Source organism: Alteromonas sp. 4NH20-0056 (genome assembly GCF_057539655.1).
In genome coordinates this window covers 108,162-133,409 of sequence record NZ_BAAJLS010000009.1, presented here as the reverse complement: position 1 = coordinate 133,409, position 25,248 = coordinate 108,162, and the positions used below count along the sequence as shown (strand labels likewise).

At 43.2% G+C, this 25,248-nt stretch carries 30 protein-coding genes; all 30 read right to left on the bottom strand.

Translation table 11 applies throughout. From position 1 onward, the window contains the following. Window positions 1-12: 12 nt before the first annotated feature. A complete protein-coding gene (locus AC27EZ_RS14960) occupies window positions 13-1,092 on the bottom strand; it encodes a glycosyltransferase family protein (protein ID WP_487136082.1) in 1,080 nt (359 codons plus the stop codon). Next, window positions 1,089-2,333, bottom strand: coding sequence for an O-antigen translocase (locus AC27EZ_RS14955; protein WP_487136081.1), 1,245 nt, complete (start codon window positions 2,331-2,333; stop codon window positions 1,089-1,091). The genes AC27EZ_RS14960 and AC27EZ_RS14955 overlap by 4 nt, the downstream gene beginning before the upstream one ends. Then, window positions 2,330-3,430: a DegT/DnrJ/EryC1/StrS family aminotransferase gene (locus AC27EZ_RS14950; protein WP_487136080.1), complete on the bottom strand. Its 1,101-nt coding sequence runs from the start codon at window positions 3,428-3,430 to the stop codon at window positions 2,330-2,332. The genes AC27EZ_RS14955 and AC27EZ_RS14950 overlap by 4 nt, the downstream gene beginning before the upstream one ends. A 1-nt stretch (window position 3,431) precedes the next feature. Continuing rightward, complete coding sequence (locus AC27EZ_RS14945; protein WP_487136079.1) at window positions 3,432-3,890, bottom strand: acyltransferase; 459 nt, start codon at window positions 3,888-3,890, stop codon at window positions 3,432-3,434. A gap of 1 nt (window position 3,891) precedes the next feature. After that, window positions 3,892-4,293 (bottom strand): sugar 3,4-ketoisomerase, encoded by a 402-nt coding sequence (locus tag AC27EZ_RS14940; RefSeq protein ID WP_487136078.1) that lies wholly within the window; start codon window positions 4,291-4,293, stop codon window positions 3,892-3,894. Next, a complete protein-coding gene (gene rfbA / locus AC27EZ_RS14935; RefSeq protein ID WP_487136077.1) occupies window positions 4,293-5,162 on the bottom strand; it encodes a glucose-1-phosphate thymidylyltransferase RfbA in 870 nt (289 codons plus the stop codon). The genes AC27EZ_RS14940 and rfbA overlap by 1 nt, the downstream gene beginning before the upstream one ends. Further along, window positions 5,159-6,235, bottom strand: a complete 1,077-nt coding sequence (gene rfbB, locus AC27EZ_RS14930) for a dTDP-glucose 4,6-dehydratase (RefSeq protein ID WP_487136076.1) — start codon at window positions 6,233-6,235, stop codon at window positions 5,159-5,161. Before rfbB ends, rfbA begins: the two co-directional genes overlap by 4 nt. Further along, window positions 6,235-7,506, bottom strand: a complete 1,272-nt coding sequence (wecC, locus tag AC27EZ_RS14925) for a UDP-N-acetyl-D-mannosamine dehydrogenase (protein ID WP_487136075.1) — start codon at window positions 7,504-7,506, stop codon at window positions 6,235-6,237. The genes rfbB and wecC overlap by 1 nt, the downstream gene beginning before the upstream one ends. 210 nt (window positions 7,507-7,716) lie before the next feature. Beyond that, complete coding sequence (locus tag AC27EZ_RS14920; protein WP_487136074.1) at window positions 7,717-8,685, bottom strand: Wzz/FepE/Etk N-terminal domain-containing protein; 969 nt, start codon at window positions 8,683-8,685, stop codon at window positions 7,717-7,719. Window positions 8,686-8,776: 91 nt separating this feature from the next. Beyond that, window positions 8,777-11,620 (bottom strand): SLBB domain-containing protein, encoded by a 2,844-nt coding sequence (locus AC27EZ_RS14915; protein WP_487136073.1) that lies wholly within the window; start codon window positions 11,618-11,620, stop codon window positions 8,777-8,779. Window positions 11,621-11,868: 248 nt separating this feature from the next. Beyond that, window positions 11,869-13,278 (bottom strand): mannose-1-phosphate guanylyltransferase/mannose-6-phosphate isomerase, encoded by a 1,410-nt coding sequence (locus tag AC27EZ_RS14910; RefSeq protein ID WP_487136072.1) that lies wholly within the window; start codon window positions 13,276-13,278, stop codon window positions 11,869-11,871. Window positions 13,279-13,396: 118 nt separating this feature from the next. Continuing rightward, a complete protein-coding gene (locus AC27EZ_RS14905; protein WP_487136071.1) occupies window positions 13,397-14,857 on the bottom strand; it encodes a phosphohexomutase domain-containing protein in 1,461 nt (486 codons plus the stop codon). 145 nt (window positions 14,858-15,002) lie between these two features. Beyond that, entirely contained in the window at window positions 15,003-16,346 is a 1,344-nt protein-coding gene (locus tag AC27EZ_RS14900; RefSeq protein ID WP_487136070.1) for a flagellin N-terminal helical domain-containing protein, read from the bottom strand. Window positions 16,347-16,489: 143 nt separating this feature from the next. Further along, complete coding sequence (gene rplQ / locus AC27EZ_RS14895; RefSeq protein WP_012519212.1) at window positions 16,490-16,891, bottom strand: 50S ribosomal protein L17; 402 nt, start codon at window positions 16,889-16,891, stop codon at window positions 16,490-16,492. A gap of 41 nt (window positions 16,892-16,932) precedes the next feature. Next, window positions 16,933-17,922 carry a DNA-directed RNA polymerase subunit alpha gene (locus AC27EZ_RS14890; RefSeq protein WP_421134781.1) on the bottom strand — a complete coding sequence of 330 codons (990 nt, stop codon included), beginning with the start codon at window positions 17,920-17,922 and terminating at the stop codon, window positions 16,933-16,935. A gap of 19 nt (window positions 17,923-17,941) precedes the next feature. Further along, the gene (gene rpsD / locus AC27EZ_RS14885; RefSeq protein WP_032094884.1) at window positions 17,942-18,562 is read right to left on the bottom strand and encodes a 30S ribosomal protein S4; all 621 of its coding nucleotides are present in this window, start codon (window positions 18,560-18,562) and stop codon (window positions 17,942-17,944) included. 24 nt (window positions 18,563-18,586) lie between these two features. Beyond that, window positions 18,587-18,979, bottom strand: coding sequence for a 30S ribosomal protein S11 (rpsK, locus tag AC27EZ_RS14880; protein WP_013786215.1), 393 nt, complete (start codon window positions 18,977-18,979; stop codon window positions 18,587-18,589). Between the two features lie 14 nt (window positions 18,980-18,993). Next, complete coding sequence (rpsM, locus tag AC27EZ_RS14875) at window positions 18,994-19,350, bottom strand: 30S ribosomal protein S13 (RefSeq protein WP_012519216.1); 357 nt, start codon at window positions 19,348-19,350, stop codon at window positions 18,994-18,996. Between the two features lie 173 nt (window positions 19,351-19,523). Next, entirely contained in the window at window positions 19,524-19,637 is a 114-nt protein-coding gene (gene rpmJ / locus AC27EZ_RS14870) for a 50S ribosomal protein L36 (protein ID WP_013786217.1), read from the bottom strand. A 24-nt stretch (window positions 19,638-19,661) separates the two neighbouring features. Next, complete coding sequence (secY, locus tag AC27EZ_RS14865; RefSeq protein ID WP_421132589.1) at window positions 19,662-20,981, bottom strand: preprotein translocase subunit SecY; 1,320 nt, start codon at window positions 20,979-20,981, stop codon at window positions 19,662-19,664. Window positions 20,982-20,986: 5 nt separating this feature from the next. Further along, a complete protein-coding gene (rplO, locus tag AC27EZ_RS14860) occupies window positions 20,987-21,421 on the bottom strand; it encodes a 50S ribosomal protein L15 (protein ID WP_421132590.1) in 435 nt (144 codons plus the stop codon). 4 nt (window positions 21,422-21,425) lie between these two features. Beyond that, window positions 21,426-21,605 carry a 50S ribosomal protein L30 gene (rpmD, locus tag AC27EZ_RS14855; protein ID WP_487136069.1) on the bottom strand — a complete coding sequence of 60 codons (180 nt, stop codon included), beginning with the start codon at window positions 21,603-21,605 and terminating at the stop codon, window positions 21,426-21,428. 6 nt (window positions 21,606-21,611) lie between these two features. Further along, window positions 21,612-22,112: a 30S ribosomal protein S5 gene (gene rpsE, locus AC27EZ_RS14850; protein WP_487136068.1), complete on the bottom strand. Its 501-nt coding sequence runs from the start codon at window positions 22,110-22,112 to the stop codon at window positions 21,612-21,614. A 9-nt stretch (window positions 22,113-22,121) separates the two neighbouring features. Then, complete coding sequence (gene rplR / locus AC27EZ_RS14845) at window positions 22,122-22,475, bottom strand: 50S ribosomal protein L18 (RefSeq protein WP_487136067.1); 354 nt, start codon at window positions 22,473-22,475, stop codon at window positions 22,122-22,124. A gap of 12 nt (window positions 22,476-22,487) precedes the next feature. Beyond that, on the bottom strand, window positions 22,488-23,021 hold the full coding sequence (gene rplF, locus AC27EZ_RS14840) for a 50S ribosomal protein L6 (protein WP_487136066.1): 534 nt from the start codon (window positions 23,019-23,021) through the stop codon (window positions 22,488-22,490). A gap of 13 nt (window positions 23,022-23,034) precedes the next feature. Continuing rightward, window positions 23,035-23,427: a 30S ribosomal protein S8 gene (gene rpsH, locus AC27EZ_RS14835; RefSeq protein ID WP_421132595.1), complete on the bottom strand. Its 393-nt coding sequence runs from the start codon at window positions 23,425-23,427 to the stop codon at window positions 23,035-23,037. A gap of 12 nt (window positions 23,428-23,439) precedes the next feature. Then, the gene (gene rpsN / locus AC27EZ_RS14830) at window positions 23,440-23,745 is read right to left on the bottom strand and encodes a 30S ribosomal protein S14 (RefSeq protein ID WP_044058210.1); all 306 of its coding nucleotides are present in this window, start codon (window positions 23,743-23,745) and stop codon (window positions 23,440-23,442) included. 12 nt (window positions 23,746-23,757) lie between these two features. Next, on the bottom strand, window positions 23,758-24,297 hold the full coding sequence (gene rplE, locus AC27EZ_RS14825; RefSeq protein WP_032094893.1) for a 50S ribosomal protein L5: 540 nt from the start codon (window positions 24,295-24,297) through the stop codon (window positions 23,758-23,760). A 17-nt stretch (window positions 24,298-24,314) separates the two neighbouring features. Continuing rightward, window positions 24,315-24,629: a 50S ribosomal protein L24 gene (gene rplX / locus AC27EZ_RS14820; protein ID WP_487136065.1), complete on the bottom strand. Its 315-nt coding sequence runs from the start codon at window positions 24,627-24,629 to the stop codon at window positions 24,315-24,317. 12 nt (window positions 24,630-24,641) lie between these two features. Further along, window positions 24,642-25,010, bottom strand: a complete 369-nt coding sequence (gene rplN, locus AC27EZ_RS14815; protein ID WP_421132597.1) for a 50S ribosomal protein L14 — start codon at window positions 25,008-25,010, stop codon at window positions 24,642-24,644. Window positions 25,011-25,248 lie beyond the last annotated feature (238 nt).

Sequence of the window (25,248 nt, the reverse complement as noted above, 5' to 3'; positions counted from 1 at the left end):
TAGTGTCCTGCTTCAAGGTACGTTAGGGTTTCTTTCCCATTCACCTATAAATTTTAAAGCTATCGTTTTATAACCGTGGTGATGTTCAACAAATTCTCTGGATGACTTTCCAACGTCGATAATATTGTCTAAGCCAGAATCAATTAAAAAGGTTATCTTTTGAGCTATATCATTTTCATCGGGTAATACATTTATCGCTGGAGGCGCTTCGCCTTCATATAATTCAAAAGACTCTGGTTCTGCACCACCTAAGACAACTTTCCCCATAGCCATCCCTAATAAGCCATTCACACCAAGTGAGTGAGAGCTTGTTTGATCTATAATTATGTGAGTTTTTTTCATAACCTCTAAATAATCTTTGTATGCCAAATTCCCTTCGATTACAAAATTAACATTCGGGTATTGAGTCTCTAATGATTTAAATGCCTTTTTCACATAGTGAGTACCTTTCATTCCAACTCGATTTAAGCCATGAAACACGGTTAACTGTTCGCCGCGCTCAACGTCTTGAAACGCCACAGCGTTTACATTGATAGGAATGGGTATCATACGTCTCAAGTTTTGGCACCCTTTATAGCTAATTTTATATTCGTACATTATTGGAATTACACCGTCTACGTTGTCAGCAATGTACTTGTTGAGTCTTAACATCTTTTCCGACTCAAGGGGGGATGTACTAATTTTAAAATCGTACTTCAAAGTGTCGGAATGAGGACCGTATTTAAGTAGCTTTTTTCCGTATTTCCAAAAATATGCATCATCACCAGCTGCTAACAGGAAAACCTTTTTATTTTTTCTTCTTATTCTTCTGAGAATGTATTTGTTTGGAAAGTATTTTTCGCTCAGGAGATTTGCATTGATAATCTGAACAACATCATATCCTTTCAAGGAAAAAAGAAACCGAAATAATTTGACACGTCGTTTTATTTTCGACAACAAAGAGCTACCTTCAACCCCTAAAAAAATATCAGTGTCAAACTGTTTCCAACCATCACCACCGGATGCTAAGGTCACATCATGCCCTAGCTCAATCAATCCGTTTTTTAAATTGTTGTGTAGACCACTATATTCTCCGAAGAATAAAATTTTCATATAAATTCTCTTTTTAAAAGCACAACAATAAGTATCAAATAAATTATATAATTTACAAAATAAGCATAGGTAATTCCAACAAGGCCATAATATTCGATAAAGACAAAGGATAAAATTAAGAAGCTGGTTACTGAAAATACCTCTGTCACTATATATTGTTTAGTTAAGGCCTTAGCAAGCATTATGTAAGCAAGGAGCCAGGCTGCTATCTTGACTACATCGCCAGACATCTGCCAAAAAAACAGCGAACTCATCTCTGAAAAATCTTCAGAAAACAAAATGGAAATGATTAGATCTCTAGCCAGATAAATAGTTAAAGCCGCAAAAACAACAAGCGGCAAAATGATCTTGTAACCATTTACTATTTCTTTTTTTAACTCGCTTTTCTCTTTGATTTCTGAAAGCCGAGGCAAATAGTAAGTCCCTAGCGTTGTGGTAACTACCATTAAATACATTGTCGATACATACCACATTGCCTGCCAATAACCAGCTTGTTCCCAACCCAAATTTTCACCGATATGGCGCCTTATTATCATATGCGACAATGGCAGAAGTAACGCAGTTGCAGCTGCCATCAATGCGTATTTTGACAGGTCTTTTGCCTTAGAGCGGCAAAATTTGTCGATAAATGCAGAGCGATTTAGGATACGATACTTTTTTACGTACCAAAGTAAATAGAAAAAAATTACCGATTGATTTGTAGCAAGCGCAATTAGAACACCGTCTATTGCGAAATAATAAACCAATGTTGCAGTAAAAATTAAACTAAAGACACTTTGCGTTATATTCACTTTTATAAATGTAGTTATCTCTTTCAATCCATTAATAATTGACAAAATTAAGGAATTGAAGACATAAAGAATGAGCGTAATTCCAAAGATAAAGAATACATATTGATATTCGACACTATCAAAGAGAAATAGTGAAATTAAGCTAGAGAAAGCACATATGCTCATCCCCACAGCGAGTGAGGATAAAAAGCTTATTTTCATCGCGGTATTAAATAACTTGGGTAGCTCGCTACTTTCTTTTCCATATTCAGCAGTATATTTAGTTACACCTGAATTAATACCTCCTTGTCCTAAGGTCATTGCGACCTGGATAAAATTTTGAAACTGACCTATGACGGCCAAGCCATTTGGTCCAATAAATATAGCAACCATCTTGTTGATAACTAAGCCAGATAGCATTTTTACAATTGTTGCTATTAAACTTAGCAACGAAGTTTTAATTAAAGTCATTTGTAAGAATTTACAGTCTCAATGACTTTAGTTACTTCTTCGTCATTTAATACAGGGCTCATTGGAAGGCTTACCACTGTTTCATGTATCATTTCTGTGAGGGGCAATTTTTTCGAATTTAACTCACTGTAAGCTTGTTGCTTGTGGATCGCTATCGGATAATGAATAAGAGTTTGAACGCCATTGTCATTTAAATGCTTTTGAAACTTTTCACGATTATCAACGCGCACTACGAATAAATGAAATACGTGCTGCTCTTCTTCGAAGGCTGCTGGAAGTGTAATACGTGAGTTATTAATTTCCGTAATGTAGCGCTTCGCTATTGTCTGTCGAGCTCTAGTTTCTGAGTCTAGATAACCTAGCTTTACTCGAAGCATTGCGGCTTGAATTTCATCTAAACGGCTATTTACTCCTAAGAACATATTTTCATATTTTTTATGCGAACCGTAATTTCTTAAGGCTTTGATAGTCGAATAGAGCTCTGGATCGTTTGTTGTTATTGCGCCAGCGTCTCCGAGCGCTCCCAAATTTTTCCCGGGGTAAAAGCTGAAAGCAGCTGCGTCTCCTATACTACCGCACTTTTCCCCTGATAACGCCGCACCGTGTGATTGAGCGCAATCCTCTAAAACAAGTAAATTGTGTTCCCTAGCGATATCCATAATCTCACCCATTGGAGAAATCAAACCATATAAGTGAACAGGCAAAATAACCTTAGTCTTATTTGTGAGCGCATTTCTGACGTTTTCAGGGCATAGGTTATATGTTGTTTCGTTGGGTTCTACTAATACTGGTACTAAACCGTTCTCAGAAATTGCCAATACGCTTGCGATATAAGTATTCGCTGGAACGATGACTTCGTCTCCAGCTTTAACCTTACCCATTTCTTTCCACGCTCTTAATGTTAATGTAAGTGCATCAAGACCGTTGGCTACTCCTATGCAATACTTGACATCGCAATAGTTTCCAAACTCTTCTTCGAAGCTTTCTACTTCTTTACCTAAAACATACCAGCCTGAGTCGATAACTCTCTCGCAAGCACCTTTCAATTCCTGGTGATATTGTGCATTGATTTTTTCTAAATCTAGGAATTTAATCATTTTAAGACTCTACAAACCTAATAACTTTGGCAGGGTTACCCACTACAACTGCGTTTTCTGGAACATCTTTTGTTACGACCGCCCCTGCACCAACCATACAGTTTCGTCCTAAAGTAACACCGGGAAGAATGGTAGCGTTAGCGCCGATTGACGCATTATCCGCTATGACGGTTTTTTGAAACTCTTCAGGGTATTGTTTTGACCTGGGAAGCTTATCGTTAGAAAACGTCGCGCATGGTCCTATGAATACATTGTTACCGATGACTAATCCGTCCCACAAATAAACGCCCGACTTGATTGTTACATTATTACCAATTACTACATCGTTCTCAATTAGCGTGTGCGCACATATGTTGCAGTTTTCACCCAACTTAGCACCCGGTAGAACAACTGAATATTGCCAGATACTTGTTCCAGCGCCTATATTGCTTGATTGAACGTCACTGTATTTATGAATCACACTAGATACCTATTAACTTTAAAAATTCTTCGTAACTGCGGATATAATCTGTCTCATTATATTCATCATCAGCCATGACAAGAAGTAGGCAATCTGACGAAAAATTACTCATAACATGCCATTGCATAGCGTCAATAACCAATCCTTTAGAGGGGTGATTAAGTGTTATCGTTTCTTGAAAAACGCCGTCATCCATCAAAATGTCAACACTTCCTTTAAGACACACGGCGACTTGCTTCAATTCCTTATGGGCGTGAAAGCCTCGTTCCTGGTCAACTGGAGTATTATAAATGTAGTAAACCCTTTTAACTTCTATTGGTATGTTCTTATATGACTCGAGCGCCACTAATGCGCCCCGTTCATCACCAATTTCCTTAAATTCCAATAGTCCAAATCTCGCCATCACGCTGTTCTCACTAAATCAATTAAGTAGCTGCCATAACTGCTCTTTTTATACTTTTCAGCAGAAAGTAATATTTGTTCTTTACTAAGCCAGCGATTATTAAAGGCTATTTCTTCTAAACAAGCTATTTTATACCCTTGTCGCCTCTCTATAGTCTCGACAAAAGTCGCAGCTTCTAAGAGACTGTCATGAGTTCCAGTATCTAGCCATGCAAAGCCTCTACCTAATTGTTCTACACACAATTTACCTGCTTCTAAGTAGGCTTTATTAACATCAGTTATCTCGTACTCACCTCTGGACGATGGCTTAATAGATTTAGCAATATTAACTACGTCGTTGTCATAAAAATAAAGACCAGTGACTGCGTAGTTTGAACGCGGTTCATTCGGCTTTTCCTCAATACTTACTGCTTTATTTTCACCGTCAAACTCAACTACACCAAAACGCTCAGGGTCTTTTACTTTATAGCCAAAAACAGTCGCTCCATTTTTGCGACTCGCAGCACGCCTTAATATAGGAGAAAACCCTTGCCCCCAAAAAATGTTATCACCAAGTGCTAAGCAAACATCATCGTTACCAATAAATGATTCACCGATCACGAATGCTTGAGCCAATCCATTGGGCGTATCTTGTGTTGCATAAGACAGGTTAATTCCAAATGAGCTTCCGTTTCCCAGAAGCCTCTCGAAACCGGAACTATCCTCCGGAGTAGTAATGATTAAAATGTCCTGAATCCCTGCAAGCATAAGCACAGAGAGTGGATAATAGATCATCGGTTTATCGTAAACAGGGAGAAGTTGCTTAGAAACTCCCTGAGTTATAGGATAAAGCCTTGTACCAGAGCCGCCTGCTAAAATAATTCCTTTCATAATTTTTTCCCTTCCAATGCACCTAGCCGTTGCCCTTGATAAGAACCATCTAGCACGCGAGACCACCATTCCTTATTAGATAAATACCAGTGAACGGTTTTTTTAATCCCACTTTCAAATGTTTCAGAAGGTTTCCAACCTAGCTCTCTTTCGATCTTACTAGCATCTATTGCATAACGAATGTCGTGTCCTGGCCGGTCTGTTACATAAGTAATTAAGTCTTTATAACGCTCAACACCCATAGGCTTATTTGGAACAAACTCTTCCAGTAAATTGCAAATAACCTTTACTACGTCAATGTTAGCCATTTCATTATGACCACCAATATTGTACGTTTCTCCAACTACCCCTTTATTTAAAACTGTATGCAAAGCACGAGCATGATCTTCAACGAATAACCAATCTCGAATTTGCGTTCCATTACCGTACACGGGCAGTGGTTCGCCTTTAAGTGCATTTAGTATCATTAATGGTATAAGCTTTTCTGGGAAATGATAGGGGCCATAGTTGTTAGAACAGTTTGTAACAATAGTTGGCAAACCGTACGTACGTTGCCACGCACGAACTAGATGATCACTAGACGCCTTCGACGCTGAGTACGGGCTTGATGGCGAATAAGAAGTTGATTCAGTAAATAGGTCGTCAGTGCCCTCGAGATCGCCGTACACTTCATCTGTAGACACATGATGAAAACGAAAAATTTGTTTTTGGTCGTTTGTTAAACCATCCCAATATGCACGAGATACCTCAAGCAGGTTATATGTACCGATAATATTAGTTTCAATAAACTCACGCGGACCGTCGATTGAACGGTCTACGTGTGACTCTGCGGCCAAATGCATTACCGCATCGGGTTTGTGTTCAGAGAATACGCGTTGTAAATCAGTAACGTTGCAAATATCCACTTGTTCAAAGCTATAGCGTTCTGAATTATCTACTTCAACCAACGACTCTAAGTTTCCAGCATAGGTAAGCTTGTCAACGTTCACAACTGAATCAGTAGAGTTATTAATTATATGACGAATGACTGCAGAGCCGATGAAGCCAGCCCCTCCAGTTACTAATATTTTCATTACCAAATACCCTTAGTATCAACTATTGCGTTAATTGCTGGCCTTCCATTTGCTTTAAACTCTTTATGGTCAACCAGTAAAACAGCAACGTCAGCTAGTTTCTCTGCTTCTTTTAGCGATACGAGTTCAAAACTGTTATCTTCTAAGACTGAGATATTCGGCTCAACTGCAATAACACGACCAACATGTTCGCTTGCTATTTGCCGTGTAATATTAACTGCAGGGCTTTCTCGCAAATCGTCAATATCTGGCTTAAACGCAAGACCGAAACAAGCGACTGTTATATCTTTAAGGCGCTTATTTGGGTTTGCTTTGATAAAGTCGAATATGGCTACTTTAACTTTATCGATTACCCATTTTGGTTTGCTGTCGTTAACCATTCGCGCAGTGTGAATAACACGCGCTTGCTCGGGTGTTTGACTAACAATGAACCAAGGATCGACTGCTATGCAGTGTCCACCCACACCTGGCCCTGGCTGTAAAATGTTTATACGTGGATGACGGTTAGCAAGGGAAATGAGTTCCCACACATCAATATCTAATTTGTCGCAAATTATTGAAAGCTCATTCGCAAACGCAATTTGTACGTCACGACATGAATTTTCTGTAAGTTTTGCCATTTCAGCCGTGCGTGCATTTGTTACCACGCATTCACCTTGAACAAATGTTTTATAAAGCTCAATAGCGCGTGCCGAACACTGAGGTGTCATACCACCGATAACACGATCATTCTCAACTAACTCACGTACCACATGACCTGGTAAAACGCGCTCTGGACAATGTGCGACGTTTACATCAATTGTTTTTGAAAGATTCTCTCCGCTCGATGAAGGAAAAACTAAGTCTGGTCGCTCTGCCGCTAACCAAGCAGCCATTTGTTCTGTAGCTCCTACTGGTGAAGTCGACTCAAGTATTACAAGGTCACCCTTTTTTAGTACTGGCGCTATAGCTTTCGATGCTGATTCTATATAACGGAGATCTGGTTCAGGAATTTCACTGCCGTTGTCTTTAAATGGCGTAGGAACTGCTATTAAGAAAGCGTCAGCAGGTTCGGGAGACGTTACAGCTTTTAAGTAACCATCCTTTACTGCGTTATGCACAATAATATCAAGCTCAGGCTCAATAATATGAATTTCACCACGGTTAATGGTGTCAACGGCACTTTGGTTAACATCAACGCCTATTACTTGCTTTTTTCTAGAGGCAAACATAGCTGCCGTAGGCAAACCAATATAGCCTAAACCAACAACAGAAACGATATCAAAAGACATGGAAATCCCTAACACTTGAAATTTTAAATTATCAACTACTTGCTAAATATATGTGCATAGAAAATTCTAATAGAGCCTTCAGCTCTGCTTGGGCACGATACAGATACAAGCCAGCTTATTTTTTGCAAATACTGAGTATAGAAACGTTAATTATTGCCGAATCCAACAGCCTTGGAACGCATTACCCGTATACTGCGAATGAGAAAAAGGCTAAGTTCTATTAGACGCTATGAAATGCCTAATCAATACGATCATCACACCCAACATACCGCCAAGTATTGTTCCTAGTACAACGATGAGAGCTCTCTTTGGCTTAAATTTTTCTTCTGGTACGAACGCAGCATCAATAGTTTTGAATACATATTCTTCGCGCACTTCCGCAAACATGATTGTCTTGGTCTGCTCTTCAACCAGTTTATAAAGTACTTCGCGTATATCAGCAATTTCTGTCTGCTTTAACTGTTTTTGTAAAAAAACAGTACTTTCCTTCGCCTCTAACACTTCACGCTCTTTCATTGTTTGGTTTATGTCTTCAACCAACCAACTCACCCACTGCTGCGCTATGAACGGTGATACATGGGTAACTGATAATGTCACCATACCGGTTTCTTTGTCGGTATTTGCGCTGAAAGATTTTTTAAACTCTTTGTAAGCCTCTTGCATGGATGGTTCAGGCTTAAAAGGTGCTTTTACTTCCCTTGTCCACTCACCACTTTCGCGGTTATATAGCTCTTCATTGTAAACTACCTCGTTAGCTTGCATGCTCCATGAATCTGCAGCCATGAGATCTGGCAATATGTTATGTTTTTGAATAAACGCACTGGTAAACTGCCTTGATTTTAAAACTTCAACGGCCAACTGAGTCTTATTACTACTGCCACCACCTAAATTAACGCCCGCTAAGCTCGCTAAACCGCCAAACTGCCCGGCTAAGCCTGCTAACCCGCCAGCACCTTCCTGCTCGGCAGGCGCTAATAACACCTCTGATTTATAGATATTAGGCTGGTTTATTGCATAAATTACCGCAGCAACTGCAAATAGCGCAGTTGTTATTATAATAACGAACTTACCTTTCCAAATAACGCTAAACAGCTCTCGCAAGTCAATCTCGTCATCTGAGTTACGTTCAGCTTCAAAAGCCTTATTACTCGGTTCTACATTGTTTGTTCTGTTGTCCATAAGGTCTCAAATTATAGCTAGAAAGCGACTGTTAAAACCATAAGCACCAAATGCATCACAAGATAATTATGGGTTGCTTATGTAAACTAATCTAGAAGCTATTAATCCCATTGAGCGCTGCAACCGCAATCGCTGTATTATAAAGAATCCCCGTAGCTGTGCCCCACAAGGTAAGTGAATCTCTGTACTCTGTATCTAGCGGCACTACAATAGTGTCCCCAGGTGCTAATCGGCTTTCAAGCGAATACCAATTAAATGTGCTTGGCTGGTACACTGAACCGTTTGCGCGCACTACATAAATGCGAGAGTCGTCTGCACGTACTTTTAACCCACCAGAGCGAGACAAATAGTCACTTACGTCCACATTTGGATCAAATATATGAGAAGTTGGATACTGCACCTCACCTACAACAGTCACACTTTGTGATATTTTGGGAATGTAAAGCGCGTCGCCGGCATTGAGTGCTAAGTCTAGCGCTTCTTCACCCGCTATTAATGCAGGAAGGTCTATCACCAAACGTCCGACAGCATCTGTTACGTCTAATCGCTCCTTTAAGCGATTAGCTTCGTCGGCGGAGAGACTTTGTACATCGTCGCTTTTATCAACACTTAGCGAAGCTATTTCATTTTCCAGTTCTTTAGACAAACGTTCAATTTGTTCTTGTTCACGTACCTTTAGAGATTCTCGGGTAAATATGGCTCCGTCTGCGAAAGCGAGTTCGGTTAGCCCGCCGGCACGATGTATTACCGAACTCAAAGTTTCGCCTGCTTGCAGCACATAAGTGCCCGGAAATTTTACTTCGCCAGCTAATTTAATTGTGCGGCGCTCTCGCCATTCTGGAATGCGTTTAATTAACAATGAGTCTAAGGGCTGAAGTTTAATCTCGTCGCTTAACGATACTCGCTGATGCGTTAATGCTGCCGATGACGTATCGTTGGTTTCGAAGCGCGTTAACTCTGCATCAAGCATATAACTTGAATCGTTAAGGCCTCCAGCAAGCGCTATGAGGGTTTGTTGGGTCATACCCTCAACAAAAGGGTAGATACCAGGAAAGCGCACGTCGCCGCTAATGGTAATTAGCTGCTGCGTGAAGCCTTTAGCTGATTGCTGCGCAAGTTCATCTACTAAGTCTTCAATTAACTCATCACGCGGTTTGTCTTTATCAAATACATACAAACGGTCTAGTGGCTGCAGCGTTTCACTTTTATTAGTGCTTATATCAATATATTTAAGTTCAGTTTTAAACGTATTTTGATTAAGTCGCGCTACTAGCACAAAATTTAATTCTGCATCTTGCATGTAACCCATTGCTGCACGCAGCGCATTGCTTACCGTCGAGCTTTCACTTAAAGGGTAAGTACCCGGGTTTCTTACTGCGCCTTTTACTGTAACCACTTTAGGTGGCTCTGCTAAGCTAGTTTGCTCTTTCAACTGGCTTATAACCTGCTGCAGGCGTTCTGCACGTTCTGGCTTGCGACTGAATACATACACAGTGTCTTTTGCACTAAGCATTATGTCTTGCGAAGGATCTTGCTGCGTAAGGTATTGTGAATAATTAACGTCGTAAGCCGTTATTGCCCCGGTTAATGGGTCTTCACGTGTCACCAATATATAATTTAAATCGGGCTGAGTTTTAAAATCGTGAATATCTCGTAGTAACGAGCTTAAACGCATACCTTCGTGCCAACCGTAAACACCAGGGCGAGCAGCATGACCTAACAAGGTTACGCTGTTTTCTAATGCATCTAATGTTGAACTTACGTCAACAATATCACCGTTTTGTACTTTATTTTTTTTGTTATTGTTCAGGTTAACGTTGATAACTTGGCTTAAGCCGTTTGCCGTTATTCGCTGCAGTTTAACAATACTACCGTATGCGTTTGGTAGCAGGCCACCTGCAAGTTTTATAGCATCGCGTACAGTTTCATCACCATCTAACTCGTAAATAGCAGGGCGAGGCACTGCCCCCTTTACTGATACACTTTTACCCTTTGTAGGAATGAATACTACGTCGCCCGCCATTAAGCTTACATCACCACTGGTATCGCCTTTAAGAAGCAGGTCGTACAGGTCAAGATTTGCTACTACGTTGCCGTTGCGTTTCACTTCTATGTTGCGCAGCGAGCCAATGTCATTTATGCCGCCTGCAGCAAATAATGCTTGTGTAACGGTCGATAGTGAACTGACAGTATATGAGGCAGGCTTATAAGCCTCGCCTAACACAAACACCCGTATAGAGCGCAGTTCACCCATAGATATGTTACTGCGAACCCCAATAATACGGTTGCTTATCTCGGCGTTTAATTCTTCACGTACTGCGGCAAAGGTTTTTCCCACCACTGAGTAAGGGCCTAATTTTGGAATTTCAATATCGCCTTGGCGGTTTACCGTTAGCGAATAGTCTTGTGCTTCTTTACCATAAATCTGTACACGAAGCGTGTCACCAGGGCCTAGAACGTATTCGCTTGGTACTGGAACGTCTGAAACTGGGGCAAATGTGCTTGGCTCTCCGGCAAACAGCTGATAGCCGAATGGTTCAAGGTCGTCTGATTTTTGCTGCTTGAAGAAGTCGTTTGTTACTTTTTCGCTATCTGTACTTTCTTCATCTTCGTCGGGTTGTGCGTCTCTGCTCTCGATTTCTTCGCCGTTTCGCGATGTCATCATAGACTCATCTAACTCTGCGTTTCTACTACGGCTAGTACCTCTTTCGCCAACCAGTTCATTAAGCGTAGGTGACGGTGCCACAGTGCTTCCTGCGGAACCTTGAGAAAGTGATGATAAATCGACGCCGTACTGCTTAGCCAGCGCTTCTTGTTGCGCCCTTGGTAACTTGCTAAACATTTCGATTTGTTCGGGAGTGGGGGTGGCTGCAGAAACTGCCGAAGCCATGGTCATTGATACGAATGACGCAATGAGTAAACACACTTTTTTCACATTTAATCCCTTTTTCTTCCGCGGGTTAACCGCAACGAACTGCCCGACAGTATGTCTTCGGACCGCGCATTCTACCTACTTAAGCCGTAAAATTCCAACCGTAAATTATTAAAAATTAAGAGGGATCACTAATTTATTAATTAATAGGAAAAATATATTAAGAATATAAATTTTAGGACCAACGAAACGAAAGGTCTAACCATTTTGGCTAGACCCACCTGGCAATCGCAATGCTACACTTCTTTAGTTTACGGCTTCGCCACACGCCCATATCTATCAGAAAACCGAACAATATCGTCTTCGCCCAAATAAGCACCAGACTGAACTTCAATAAGCTCTAGCGGAATCTTCCCTGGATTTTCTAATGCATGCACTGCGCCTATCGGAATATAAACAGACTGGTTTTCAGTAATCAACGTGGTTTTTTCATCGATGGTAACATTGGCACTTCCAGACACCACAACCCAGTGTTCTGCCCTATGGTGATGCATTTGAACAGATAATTTTTCTCCGGCTTTCACGGTGATATGCTTAACAAGAAACCTTTCTCCCCCATCAATAGAGTCATAACTTCCCCATGGGCGGAATACTTCGCGATGGAATTCAAACTCGGGGCGCTTTTCGGCTTTTAATTTGTTTACAACGGTTTTAATGCTTTGCGCATCGTCTTTATGCGCAACCATGACTGCGTCTTTCGTTTCTACAACTATTACATCTTTTAGCCCGATTACTGAAACTAAGCGCTGTTCAGCATTTACGTAGCTATTTTTAGTATTTTCTAGAATAGTGTCGCCAACGGTAGCGTTGCCGTTTTCGTCTTTTTCCGCCGTTTCCCATAAAGATGTCCAACTGCCTATGTCACTCCAACCAGCATCAAGCGGCACCATAGCGGCGCTATCCGTTTTTTCCATTACCGTATAGTCGATAGAGTCGTCTGGGCAGGTTGCAAAAATATCGTGATCTACGCGGATAAAGTCTAAATCTGGTGTTTCGGTGTCTATCGCACGTTTACATACGTCTAGCATTTCAGGATTGTATTTGCCCAGTTCTTCCAAGTAACGGCTTGCTTTAAACATAAACATGCCGCTGTTCCAAAAATAACTTCCGGAATCTACATATTCTTTGGCCGTGTCTAACGCGGGCTTTTCAACAAATTCGGCAACTTCAAATCCATCGCCTAATTCGCTGCCCGCTTTAATGTAACCGTAACCGGTATGTGGTTGGTCTGGCACTATACCGAAAGTCACTAACTTACCTTCTTCTGCCAGCTTTTCGGCTTTTTCAATGGCATGGTGAAATGCGCTATTATTTTGAATAAGGTGGTCTGCTGCTAGTACCAACAATACAGGGTCTTCGTTATTTTTAATTGCATGAAGGGCAGCAAGCGCAATAGCCGGTGCCGTATTGCGACCAACCGGTTCTAGTAATATACCGCCGTGGTGAATATCTTTTTGGCGAAGTTGCTCGGCTACTAAAAAGCGATGTGCATCGTTACAAATGAAAATAGGACTTTGTGCCTTGGTGCCTTTTAAGCGAGTAATAGTGTCTTGCAGCATGGTGCTGTCTGAAGTGAGCGACAAAAACTGCTTTGGAAGCGCGGCACGCGATTTGGGCCATAAACGACTACCCGAGCCGCCAGCAAGTATGACTGGTTTCAATGTATGGTCCTTACGTTACGATACACGCAATATTTTGCTACGTTTACATTAGAATACAAAGCTTTATTGTACAAATAAATATAAACAAGCAATGAGTTGAACACCGCGCTTATCTCATTTACTCATCGGTTATTAGTGTTAGTAATTCTTTAGTTTTTTCTTCCATTAGCGGAACATCACCCTTACTTTCGACATTCAAGCGAATTACCGGCTCGGTATTCGACTTACGTAAGTTAAAACGCCAAGTACCGAACTCCAAGCCTAGGCCGTCGGTGGTATCGATAACACTAGCAAGGGGTTGGTATTTACTGGTAACGCGCTCAAGCGCAGCGTCGGCATCTTTCAGCTTGCTGTTAATTTCACCTGAAGATGGAAAAGCTTTTATGCGTTCTTTTACCATGCTCGCTAGTGTTTGTTTTTTCACACACGCAAGTTCAGCAATGAGTAACCATGGGATCATGCCTGAATCGCAGTAGGCGAAGTCGCGGAAATAATGGTGTGCACTCATTTCGCCGCCGTATACCGCATCTTCCTTACGCATACGTTCTTTGATAAAGGCATGGCCCGTTTTAGACTTTATGGGTGTACCACCTGCGTTGGCCACAATGTCTTCGGTATTCCAATATACGCGCGGGTCGTAGATAATTTTACTGTCAGTGTTTTTTTCAATGAAGGCTTCGGCCAGCAAACCTACTATGTAATAGCCTTCGATGAATTCGCCATCGGCATCGAACAAGAAACAGCGGTCGAAGTCACCATCCCATGCTATACCGAAATCGGCACCCGATGCTTTTACTGCATCCGCCGTGTCTGCTCGGTTTTCTGGCAACAGTGGGTTAGGAATACCGTGAGGAAATGTACCGTCTGGGTTGTGATGAACTTTAATAAACTCGATAGGTACGCCGCGATTTTTCATTTCAGCTTCAATGGCATCAAGCGCTGGCCCGGCTGCACCATTACCTGCGTTAACCACTACCTTTAACGGGGTAAAATTTTGTAGGTTTACATAAGACAACATATGCTTGACATATTCGCTCATGCACGATTTAACGGTGTAATTATCGGTATTTAAAAGAAGCGACGCATCTACATGGGCAGTACCGTTGAAAAAGGCATCTTCGTTAATGCTAACCGCGTTTGTGTAATATGAAAGGCGCTCAGACACAAACTTATCACTTAACGCTTCAGCACGCTCTTTTATAGCATTAAGGCCAGTATCACCACTAATTGGAATACTGCCAGCTTTTACAAGCTTCATACCATTATAGTTAATAGGGTTGTGGCTTGCGGTTACTTCAATACCACCGTCTACACCCAAATGCTTGGTCGCAAAATAAATCTCTTCTGTACCTGCCATGCCTAAGTCGGTAACGTTCGCGCCAGCATCAATTAACCCCGCGCTTAGCGCCAATTTAAGGGGCGTAGAAGTAAGACGAACATCGCTGCCTACTACGACTGTTTTCGCGCTTAGCTCGGTAGCAAATGCATAACCAATGCGATAGGCCACCTCTTCTGTTAACTGTGCGTTTAGCTCGCCTCTTATGTCGTAGGCTTTAAAACAGGTAATTGAGTAGTTCAAAGCTAGTTTTCTCTTGTTCTTTACAGTCTGAATTTGGGGCGTATTGAAGATGGTACGCTAACTTCGCTATTTGTTCGATAAGTCAATGTAGCCTATTTCATTACTGCTTACGCTGCGTAATCGGCAAACAATATCAAAACAATGACTAGCCCGTACTATTCAATAAACCCAGCACTTGCTCATCACTCGATTTAGCTTGTGCGCGCACCGCGATACTCGCCTGCTCTACTATCTGGCTTTGTGTTAACTGCGCAGTTTCAGTTGCAAAGTCTGCGTCGGTTATTTGTGCCCTCGCCGCTGATACACTTTCGAACATTTGAGCGTTAACCCGATACGCCGATTGCATTTGATTAATGCGTGCGCCATAAAACGCACGGCTTTCACTTACGTATTCAAGGGCGCTGTCTAGCTGCTGCAATGCAGCTGCAGCGTTATCACTGGTAAGAATATCACTGTCTACCAAGCCAAGGTCAGACAGCCCTGCTGGCGTTTTCGTTAGGTTAATGTATTCGGTGCCAATTTTAACGCTATTGGTGGCGGTAATATCGACAGGACCTGCGGTAAAACTATTCCCGCCATTACCAGGTTGCCCTAGTGAATCCCAGTTTGCTGTAACATCGAAAGAGCCGGTCCCTACTACTGATATTATCAGCGGCTCGTTAGCCACATCGATAGTCAGTGTTTCTATGTTAGAACCGGGGTGATTATCACCACTAAAGCCAAACGTCGTCCCGTTTACTGTCGATGTGCCAGATGTTAATAAATCGGTATTGTCATAGGTAGCGTCTGGCGCGTAACCGTCGGTGGTTAAAAAGAATTGCGACGCAATATCGGCAGCATTACGGATTGCGTTCCCCGTCCACACCCCATCGCTTAGTGGCGTACCAATGAGGTGCTTACCGTTTGTGGTAAAGACCTGCAGGTCATCATCTTGAGAAAAGCTGTCTATGTTAAGCGTTATATTGGTTGAGCCCGCAGGGATATAGGCAACAGACCTTAGACCGCTTCTACGTCGGTCAGTTACGCCTGGCGTAAACGTATCACCGATCGACGGTACATTGTCTGAAAGTAAGTCGTTATCGCCTAACAAGGGCAGACGGTCGAACGCTTCGGTGTTGTACGCAATGCCATTAAGGGCGTTTTTAAGTTGCTGAAACTCTTTATCAAGCGCCGCTCTATCGCTCTCGGTATTAATGCCATTCTGAGATTGCATGGAAAGTTGCCGCATGCGCTGCAAAATATCGGCAGATTCTTGCAGGCCGCCTTCCGCTATTTGGGCATAGCTAATACCGTCGTTTAAGTTTCGGCTTAGCTGCTTATGCGCTAACGTGGCAGAAGTGAGGCGATTAGATATTTGAAGCCCGGCGCTATCGTCGGCGGCACTATTGATACGTAAACCAGAGCTTAGGCGCTCAAGTGCGGTAGTTAACCCGGTATTTTGTAATACCGAGGGGGGGAGCGAATGCATGTTGCCGGCAACAGTTAGCATAAACATCCTTGCTATAGATAACGGTTAGTAAAACGTTGTAACGATTAGTACCCGTTAATTTTGCAAGATGTTTGCCAAAAACAAAAAACCCGGCCTAAGCCGGGTTTTTTTACTATTCTGAAATTCAGAATAAAGAGTATTACTTACTCTTCAGTTGCTTCTACTGCTTCTTCTTCAGCTTCAACAACTGGACGGTCTACTAGTTCAACGTATGCCATTGGGGCATTGTCGCCTGCACGGAAACCGCATTTAAGAATGCGAGTGTAACCGCCTGGGCGAGCTTCGTAACGAGGACCAAGCTCGTTGAACAATTTACCTACTACTTCTTTATCACCTGTGCGGGCAAAAGCTAGACGGCGATTTGCAACGCTGTCTTCTTTAGCCATAGTGATAAGAGGCTCAATTACGCGACGTAATTCTTTCGCTTTTGGTAACGTAGTTTTGATCACTTCGTGCTTGACCAAAGAGCCAGCCATGTTTTTGAACATAGCTTGACGATGGCTGCTGTTGCGATTCAACTGACGACCACTCTTACGATGGCGCATAGTTTTATCCTTCTCTACAAATCAGTTTGATAAAAACCTGATTAATCTTTTTCAGCGATGCTCTCAGGCGGCCAGTTTTCTAGGCGCATACCTAGAGACAAACCACGAGATGCTAGAACATCTTTGATTTCAGTTAGCGATTTCTTACCAAGGTTTGGCGTTTTAAGTAGCTCAACCTCAGTGCGCTGTACCAGGTCACCAATGTACTGGATAGCTTCTGCTTTCAAGCAGTTAGCAGAACGTACTGTTAGCTCTAGGTCGTCGACTGGGCGAAGTAGAATCGGATCGAATTCTGGCTTCTCTTCTTTCGCTTCTGGCTCTGACACATCACGTAAATCTACGAATGCATCTAGCTGTTCAGCTAAGATAGTTGCAGAACGGCGGATCGCTTCTTCAGGATCTAAAGTGCCGTTCGTCTCCATGTCGATGATCAGTTTGTCTAAGTCTGTGCGTTGTTCAACACGAGCAGACTCAACACTGTAAGCAATACGTTCAACTGGGCTGTATGAAGCATCAACTAACAAACGACCAATTGGACGATCATCTTCTTCAGAGGAGCGACGGGTAGAAGCTGGAACGTAACCACGACCCATTTCTACTTTAATACGCATGCTGATTTCAGCTTCGCCAGTTAAAGTACAAACTACATGGTCAGGGTTTACAATTTCTACGTCGCCATCATGCTGAATATCACCAGCAACAACAGGGCCAGCGCCAGATTTCACTAGTGTTAGGGTCGCCTCAGTTTTACCTTCAAGGCGAACCGCTAAACCTTTAAGATTTAGCAAGATTTCGATCACGTCTTCTTGTACACCTTCTTTGGTGCTGTACTCGTGAAGAACGCCATCAATTTCTACTTCCGTTACCGCGCATCCAGGCATGGATGACAACAGAATACGGCGTAGGGCGTTACCTAGAGTATGGCCGAAACCGCGCTCTAGTGGTTCCAAAGTTACTTTGGCACGAGTAGGAGAAACGTTTTCGATCTCAACTAATCTCGGTTTTAGGAATTCAGTCACAGAACCCACAATGCTTCCTCTTTAGTTAGCTTTACTTAGAGTAAAGTTCAACGATCAACTGTTCGTTAATTTCAGCAGACAGGTCAGTTCTTTCAGGAACACGTTTGAACGTGCCTTCCATTTTAGTACTGTCAACTTCAATCCAGGTTGGCTTCTCACGTTGGTCAGCCAGTTCTAAAGCAGCAACGATACGCGCTTGCTTTTTAGCTTTTTCACGAACAGAAACCACGTCTTCGGCAGAAACGTTAAACGATGGAATGTTCACAACTTGACCATTTACCATGATCGCCTTGTGGCTTACTAGCTGACGTGCTTCAGCACGTGTACTAGCAAATCCCATACGATAAACTACGTTATCAAGACGCTGTTCCAAAAGCTGTAACAAGTTTTCACCTGTGTTGCCTTTTAGACGTGCAGCTTCTTTGTAGTAGTTACGGAATTGCTTTTCAAGTACGCCAAACATACGACGAACTTTTTGTTTTTCACGCAACTGAACACCGTAGTCAGACAAACGGCCACGACGGGCACCATGCTGACCAGGCGCAGTATCGATTTTACATTTAGAATCGATTGCGCGAACGCCGCTCTTAAGAAACAAGTCTGTTCCTTCGCGACGGCTAAGTTTGAGTTTTGGACCCAAATATCTTGCCATGATCTTTCTCCAACTGTCCGCAGATTAAACGCGACGTTTTTTCGGTGGACGACAACCGTTGTGAGGAATAGGAGTCACATCGGTAATGTTTGTGATCTTATAACCAGTTGCGTTAAGTGCACGGATCGCAGACTCACGGCCTGGACCTGGACCTTTAACGAAAACTTCAAGGTTCTTAAGACCGTACTCTTGTGCAGCTACACCTGCACGCTCAGCAGCAACCTGTGCAGCAAATGGGGTAGATTTACGTGAACCACGGAAACCTGAACCACCAGATGTCGCCCATGCTAATGCATTGCCTTGACGGTCTGTAATAGTCACAATTGTGTTGTTGAAAGACGCATGGATATGAGCCATACCGTCTGCAACCTGACGTTTAGCGCGCTTACGCGTGCTACGAGCTGGTGCTTTTGCCATAACTTACTCCCCGCTTACTTCTTAATTGGCTTACGAGGACCTTTACGGGTACGCGCATTAGTTTTAGTGCGCTGACCACGTAGAGGCAAGCTACGACGGTGGCGAATACCACGGAAGCAACCCAGGTCCATCAAACGTTTGATGCTCATAGAGACTTCACGACGTAGATCACCTTCAACAGTAAACTTCGCCACTTCGTCACGAAGCTTATCAATTGTCGCTTCGTCTAGCTCTTTGATTTTTGTATTTTCTGCAACACCAGCACCCGCACAAATGCTTTTCGCACGTGTGGGACCAACGCCGTAGATCGCCTGGATAGCGATTACAGCATGCTTGTGCTCAGGAATGTTAATGCCAGCGATACGGGCCATTAACAGCACTCCTCTTGTTTATTTGTCGACGACCTAAAAAGCCCGATAGGATACTTATCCGTCGACCAAATTGCAAATAATAGGTGCAAAATACTTATAAACAAAACTGCAGAACCTGATAAGTATAAGTCAGGTTCTGCTCTTAGCTTTGCAAATATTCTGTACCGCTTAGATTAGCCTTGCCTTTGCTTATGCTTTGGCTCTGTACAAATTACGCGCACAACACCGTTGCGTTTGATAACTTTACAGTTACGGCAAATCTTTTTAACTGATGCACGAACTTTCATTACATCACTCCGTAGTAGGCTAACTTAACGACCGTAGCCTTTAAGGTTAGCTTTCTTCAGAACAGACTCATATTGACTACTCATCAAATGCGTCTGCACCTGTGCCATAAAGTCCATGATAACCACCACAATAATTAGAAGCGACGTACCACCGAAGTAGAACGGCACATTCCAGGCAATTAGCATGAATTCAGGCACCAAACAAATAAAGGTTATGTACAGTGCGCCAGCCAATGTGAGGCGAGTCATTACCTTATCAATGTAACGCGACGTTTGTTCACCCGGACGGATACCTGGGATGAACGCACCAGACTTCTTCAAGTTATCTGCTGTATCACGCGGGTTGAATACCAACGCCGTGTAGAAGAAGCAGAAGAAGATAATAGCTGCTGCATATAACATCACGTACAGCGGCTGACCTGGAGATAGCATTAATGCTACATCCTGCAACCACGCTGTTGATTCATTCTGCCCAAACCATCCTGCGATAGTCCCTGGGAACAGAATAATACTGGAAGCAAAGATTGGTGGAATAACACCAGCAATGTTGACTTTCAGTGGCAAATGCGTGCTTTGCGCAGCAAAAACCTGACGGCCTTGCTGACGTTTTGCGTAGTTTACCACAATTCTGCGCTGTCCGCGCTCTACAAATACAACTAGGTATGTAAGAGCAATGACAATTGCGCCAATCAACAACAAGAACAACAAGTTAATGTCGCCTTGTCTCGCTTGTTCCGCTGTCTGACCTATCGCTGTTGGCAGACCGGCAACAATACCAGCAAAAATCAAGATAGAAATACCGTTGCCGATACCTCGTTCGGTAATTTGCTCACCTAACCACATAAGGAACATAGTTCCTGTGACTAAGCTCACTACTGCCGTAAAGTAGAATCCGAAGCCAGGGTTCAATACCAATCCATTAATTAGGTTTGGCAGACCAGTCGAAATACCAATTGACTGGAAGACAGCCAGTATCAACGTTAAATAACGCGTGTACTGACTAATCTTACGACGACCTGCCTCGCCTTCTTTTTTAAGCTCTACCATCGGTGGGTGAACCACCGAGAGCAACTGCATGATAATGGATGCAGTAATGTATGGCATAATGCCCAAAGCCAGAACGGATGCACGCTCAAGCGCACCACCAGAGAACATGTTAAACATTTCTACAATGGTGCCTTTCTGTTGCTCGAACAAGTCAGCAAGTACAGCTGGATCGATGCCCGGAATAGGAACATATGAACCCAATCTGAAAACAACAATCGCACCAAGTACGAACAACAATCTTGCTTTAAGCTCACTCAAGCCACTTTTTGCGCCTGAATCCAATCCTGGTTTAGCCATCTAGCTTATTCCTCTACTTTACCGCCAGCAGCTTCAATCGCTTCTTTAGCGCCTTTAGTAACCTTTAACCCGCTTACTGTAACAGCACGTGAAACTTCACCGCTCTTGATAACTTTAACGAACTGGATTTCTTTTTTAACAAGACCAGCTGCTTTAAGTGTTTCAAGAGAAGCAGTATCACCATCAACCTTTGCGATTTCTGCAAGTGTTACTTCATCAGTAACAAAGCTCTTGCGTGAAGTGAAACCGAATTTAGGAAGACGACGCTGTAATGGCATCTGACCACCTTCGAATCCTGGCTTAACGCGGCCACCTGAACGGCTTTTTTGACCTTTGTGACCGTGGCCACTCGTTTTACCAAGACCTGAGCCGATACCACGACCAGTACGCTTACCAGATTGTTTAGCTCCTGGTGCAGGAGCAATAGTATTTAAACGCATGTTCTTACTCCTCCACTATCTCAACCATGTAATATACACGGTTGATCATGCCACGGACGCTTGGGGTATCTTCCAGTTCACGAACATGGTTGATTTTACGAAGGCCTAAACCTTTAAGCGTAGCTTTGTGCTTTGGCAAGCGGCCAATCGCACTTTTAGTTTGCTTTACTTTAATCGTTGCCATGTCTGATTACCCCAAAATTTCTGCTACAGACAATCCACGTTTCGCAGCAACTTTCGCTGGAGAATTCATCTCTGTCAGCGCGTTGATTGTTGCACGAACAACGTTGATTGGGTTTGTAGAACCGTAACATTTTGAAAGTACGTTCTGTACACCAGCTACTTCAAGTACTGCACGCATTGCACCGCCGGCGATGATACCGGTACCTTCTGATGCAGGTTGCATGTAAACTTTAGAGCCAGAGTGACGACCTTTAATTGGGTGCTGTAACGTGTGGCCGTTAAGGTCAACGTCAACCATATTGCGACGTGCCTTTTCCATAGCTTTCTGGATTGCAGCAGGCACTTCACGTGCTTTACCGTAACCAAAACCTACGCGACCATTACCGTCACCCACTACTGTCAATGCAGTGAAACTAAAGATACGACCACCTTTAACCACTTTAGATACGCGGTTTACAGCAATCAATTTCTCTAATAGTTCACCGTTCTGAACTTCTTGTTTAGCCATTATAAACTCCTAGAACTGAAGGCCAGCTTCGCGAGCTGCATCAGCTAATGCCTTAACGCGACCGTGGTATTGAAAGCCACTACGATCGAAAGCCACTGCTTTAATGCCTTTCTCAAGAGCGCGTTCTGCGATTGCTTTACCGACTACCGCCGCTGCTTCAGCGTTACCTGTAGATTTAAGATCTTTTGAAAGACCTTGTTCAACAGTTGAAGCCGCCGCTAACACTTCAGAACCGCTAGGAGCGATTAACTGAGCGTAGATGTGGCGAGGTGTACGGTTAACTACCAAGCGATGCGCGGCCAGTTCACGAATTTTTGCGCGTGCGCGTGTTGCGCGGCGAATGCGAGCTGTTTTCTTATCCATCGTATCACCCACCTACTTTTTCTTAGCTTCTTTACGACGTACATTTTCGTCAGCATAACGTACACCTTTGCCTTTGTAAGGCTCTGGTGGACGGTAGCCACGGATGTTCGCCGCAACCTGTCCTACCATCTGCTTATCGGCGCCTTTGACGACGATTTCAGTTTGGCTAGGAGTTTCAACGGTAATGCCTTCAGGCATCTCGTATACTACTGAGTGTGAGAAACCTAGTGTTAGGTTAAGTTTGCTACCTTGTGCTTGTGCACGGTAACCAACACCTAATAACTGAAGCTTTTTCTCAAAACCTTGTGAAACACCTTGAACCATTGCACTAACAAGAGAGCGAGCAGTACCTGCTTGCGCCCAACCGTCAGCGAAACCTTCACGTGGAAGTGCTTTAAGTTGGTTCTCTTCTTGTACAACTTCTACTGCGTCGTTAAGAACGCGAGTCAAAGTGCCTTTACTACCTTTAACAGTAATTTCTTGGCCAGAGATTGTAATTTCTACACCTGATACCAAGTCTACTGGGGCTTTTGCTACTCGTGACATTTCAACTCCTCCGTTATGCTACATAACCGATGATCTCACCGCCCATGCCTGCGTTACGCGCTGCACGGTCAGTCATCACACCTTTTGAAGTTGACACGATAGCAACACCTAAACCACCCATTACTTTTGGAAGCTCATCTTTTTTCTTATAGATGCGCAGACCAGGACGGCTTACACGTTCGATAGTGTCAATTACTTGCTTGCCTTCGAAGTACTTAAGTGTAACTTCTAAAACAGGCTTAACGTCACCAGAAACAGCGAAGTCAGTTACATAACCTTCAGCCTTCAATACTTCACAGATAGAAACGCGAAGCTTAGAAGACGGCATAGTTACAGAAACTTTCTGTGCCATTTGGCCGTTACGGATGCGGGTAAACATATCCGCGATAGGATCTTGCATGCTCATTTCAGCTACTCCTTACCAGCTGGCTTTTTTAAGGCCAGGGACTTCGCCACGCATCGCAGCTTCACGAAGCTTGATACGGCTAAGACCGAATTTGCGTAGGTAACCATGTGGACGACCAGTTACACGACAGCGGTTACGCTGACGAGATGCACTAGAGTCACGTGGCAGTTGTTGTAGCTTCAGAACAGCGTCCCAACGCTCATCTTCAGAAGCGTTAACATCGCTGATAATCGCTTTAAGTGCGGCGCGCTTTTCAGCATACTTAGCTACTAGCTTAGTACGCTTAGCTTCACGTGCCTTCATTGATTCTTTTGCCATAACCCTACACCCCTACTTTTTGAATGGGAAGTTAAACGCGTCCAGCAGGGCACGTGCTTCGTCATTAGAGTTCGCGCTGGTAGTGATAGTAATATCCATACCACGAACCTTATCCACTTTATCGAAATCGATTTCAGGGAAAATGATTTGCTCACGCACGCCCATGCTGTAGTTACCACGACCGTCGAATGATTTTGGATTCAAACCACGGAAATCGCGAATACGCGGGATAGCGATTGAAATCAAACGCTCTAGGAATTCCCACATACGCTCGCCACGTAGGGTTACTTTACAGCCAATCGGATAACCTTCACGGATTTTAAAGCCCGCTACTGATTTTCTTGCAACTGTGACAATCGGCTTCTGACCGGCGATAGCCGTCATGTCAGCTTGAGCATTCTCAAGCACCTTCTTGTCAGCAACTGCTTCACCTAAACCCATGTTTAGAGTGATTTTTTCAATCCGAGGGACTTGCATGACGCTTTTGTATCCGAACTGCTTAGCAAGTTCAGCTACTACTGTTTCTTTATAGAAATCATGCAGTTTCGCCATCGTACTCTCCAATATAATTAAACAAGTTCGCCGTTAGATTTGAAGAAACGAACTTTCTTCTCATCTTCAATACGGAAACCAACGCGATCTGCTTTGCCCGTTGCCGGGTTAACAATCGCAACATTAGAAACGTGAATAGAAGCTTCTTTCTCAACAATACCACCAGCAACACCCAATTGAGGGTTAGGCTTAGTGTGTTTCTTGACGAGATTAACGCCTTCTATAATTACACGGTCATCAGCCATAAGCACACGAAGGACTTTGCCTTGTTTGCCTTTGTCTTTACCCGCTAATACGACTACTTCATCATCACGACGAATTTTATTAGCCATTATCGTGACTCCTTATAGTACCTCTGGGGCCAATGAGATGATTTTCATGAAGTTTTCACTTCTCAACTCACGGGTTACCGGGCCAAAGATACGCGTACCAATTGGTTGCTTGTTTGCATTAAGCAAAACAGCCGCGTTACCGTCAAAACGAATGGTAGAACCATCTGCACGACGAACGCCTTTTCTAGTACGCACCACCACTGCATTCAGTACGTCACCTTTTTTAACTTTACCGCGAGGAATTGCTTCCTTAACAGTAACTTTGATGATGTCACCGATACCTGCATAACGGCGATGCGAGCCACCAAGAACCTTAATACACTGAACCCTGCGAGCGCCGCTGTTGTCTGCAACGTCCAGGTTAGTTTGCATTTGGATCATGTTAGTGCTCCGCTCTAAAAATTAAGACTCTCCCGAGTCGTTAGTGCTGCTAAAAACAACTGGATATCGTTGCTTTTATATACATACCCCCATAAAAAGGGCGCGAAACTATAACAGAAAAACTGGGGAAGAGATAGCAGTAAATTGAATTAATTTTAGACGATGGCAATGTTTTTTACGTACGGACGGAAATAACCGCAGCAGTGAGCACAAAAGGCCACTTGAGGTCCGTCATACT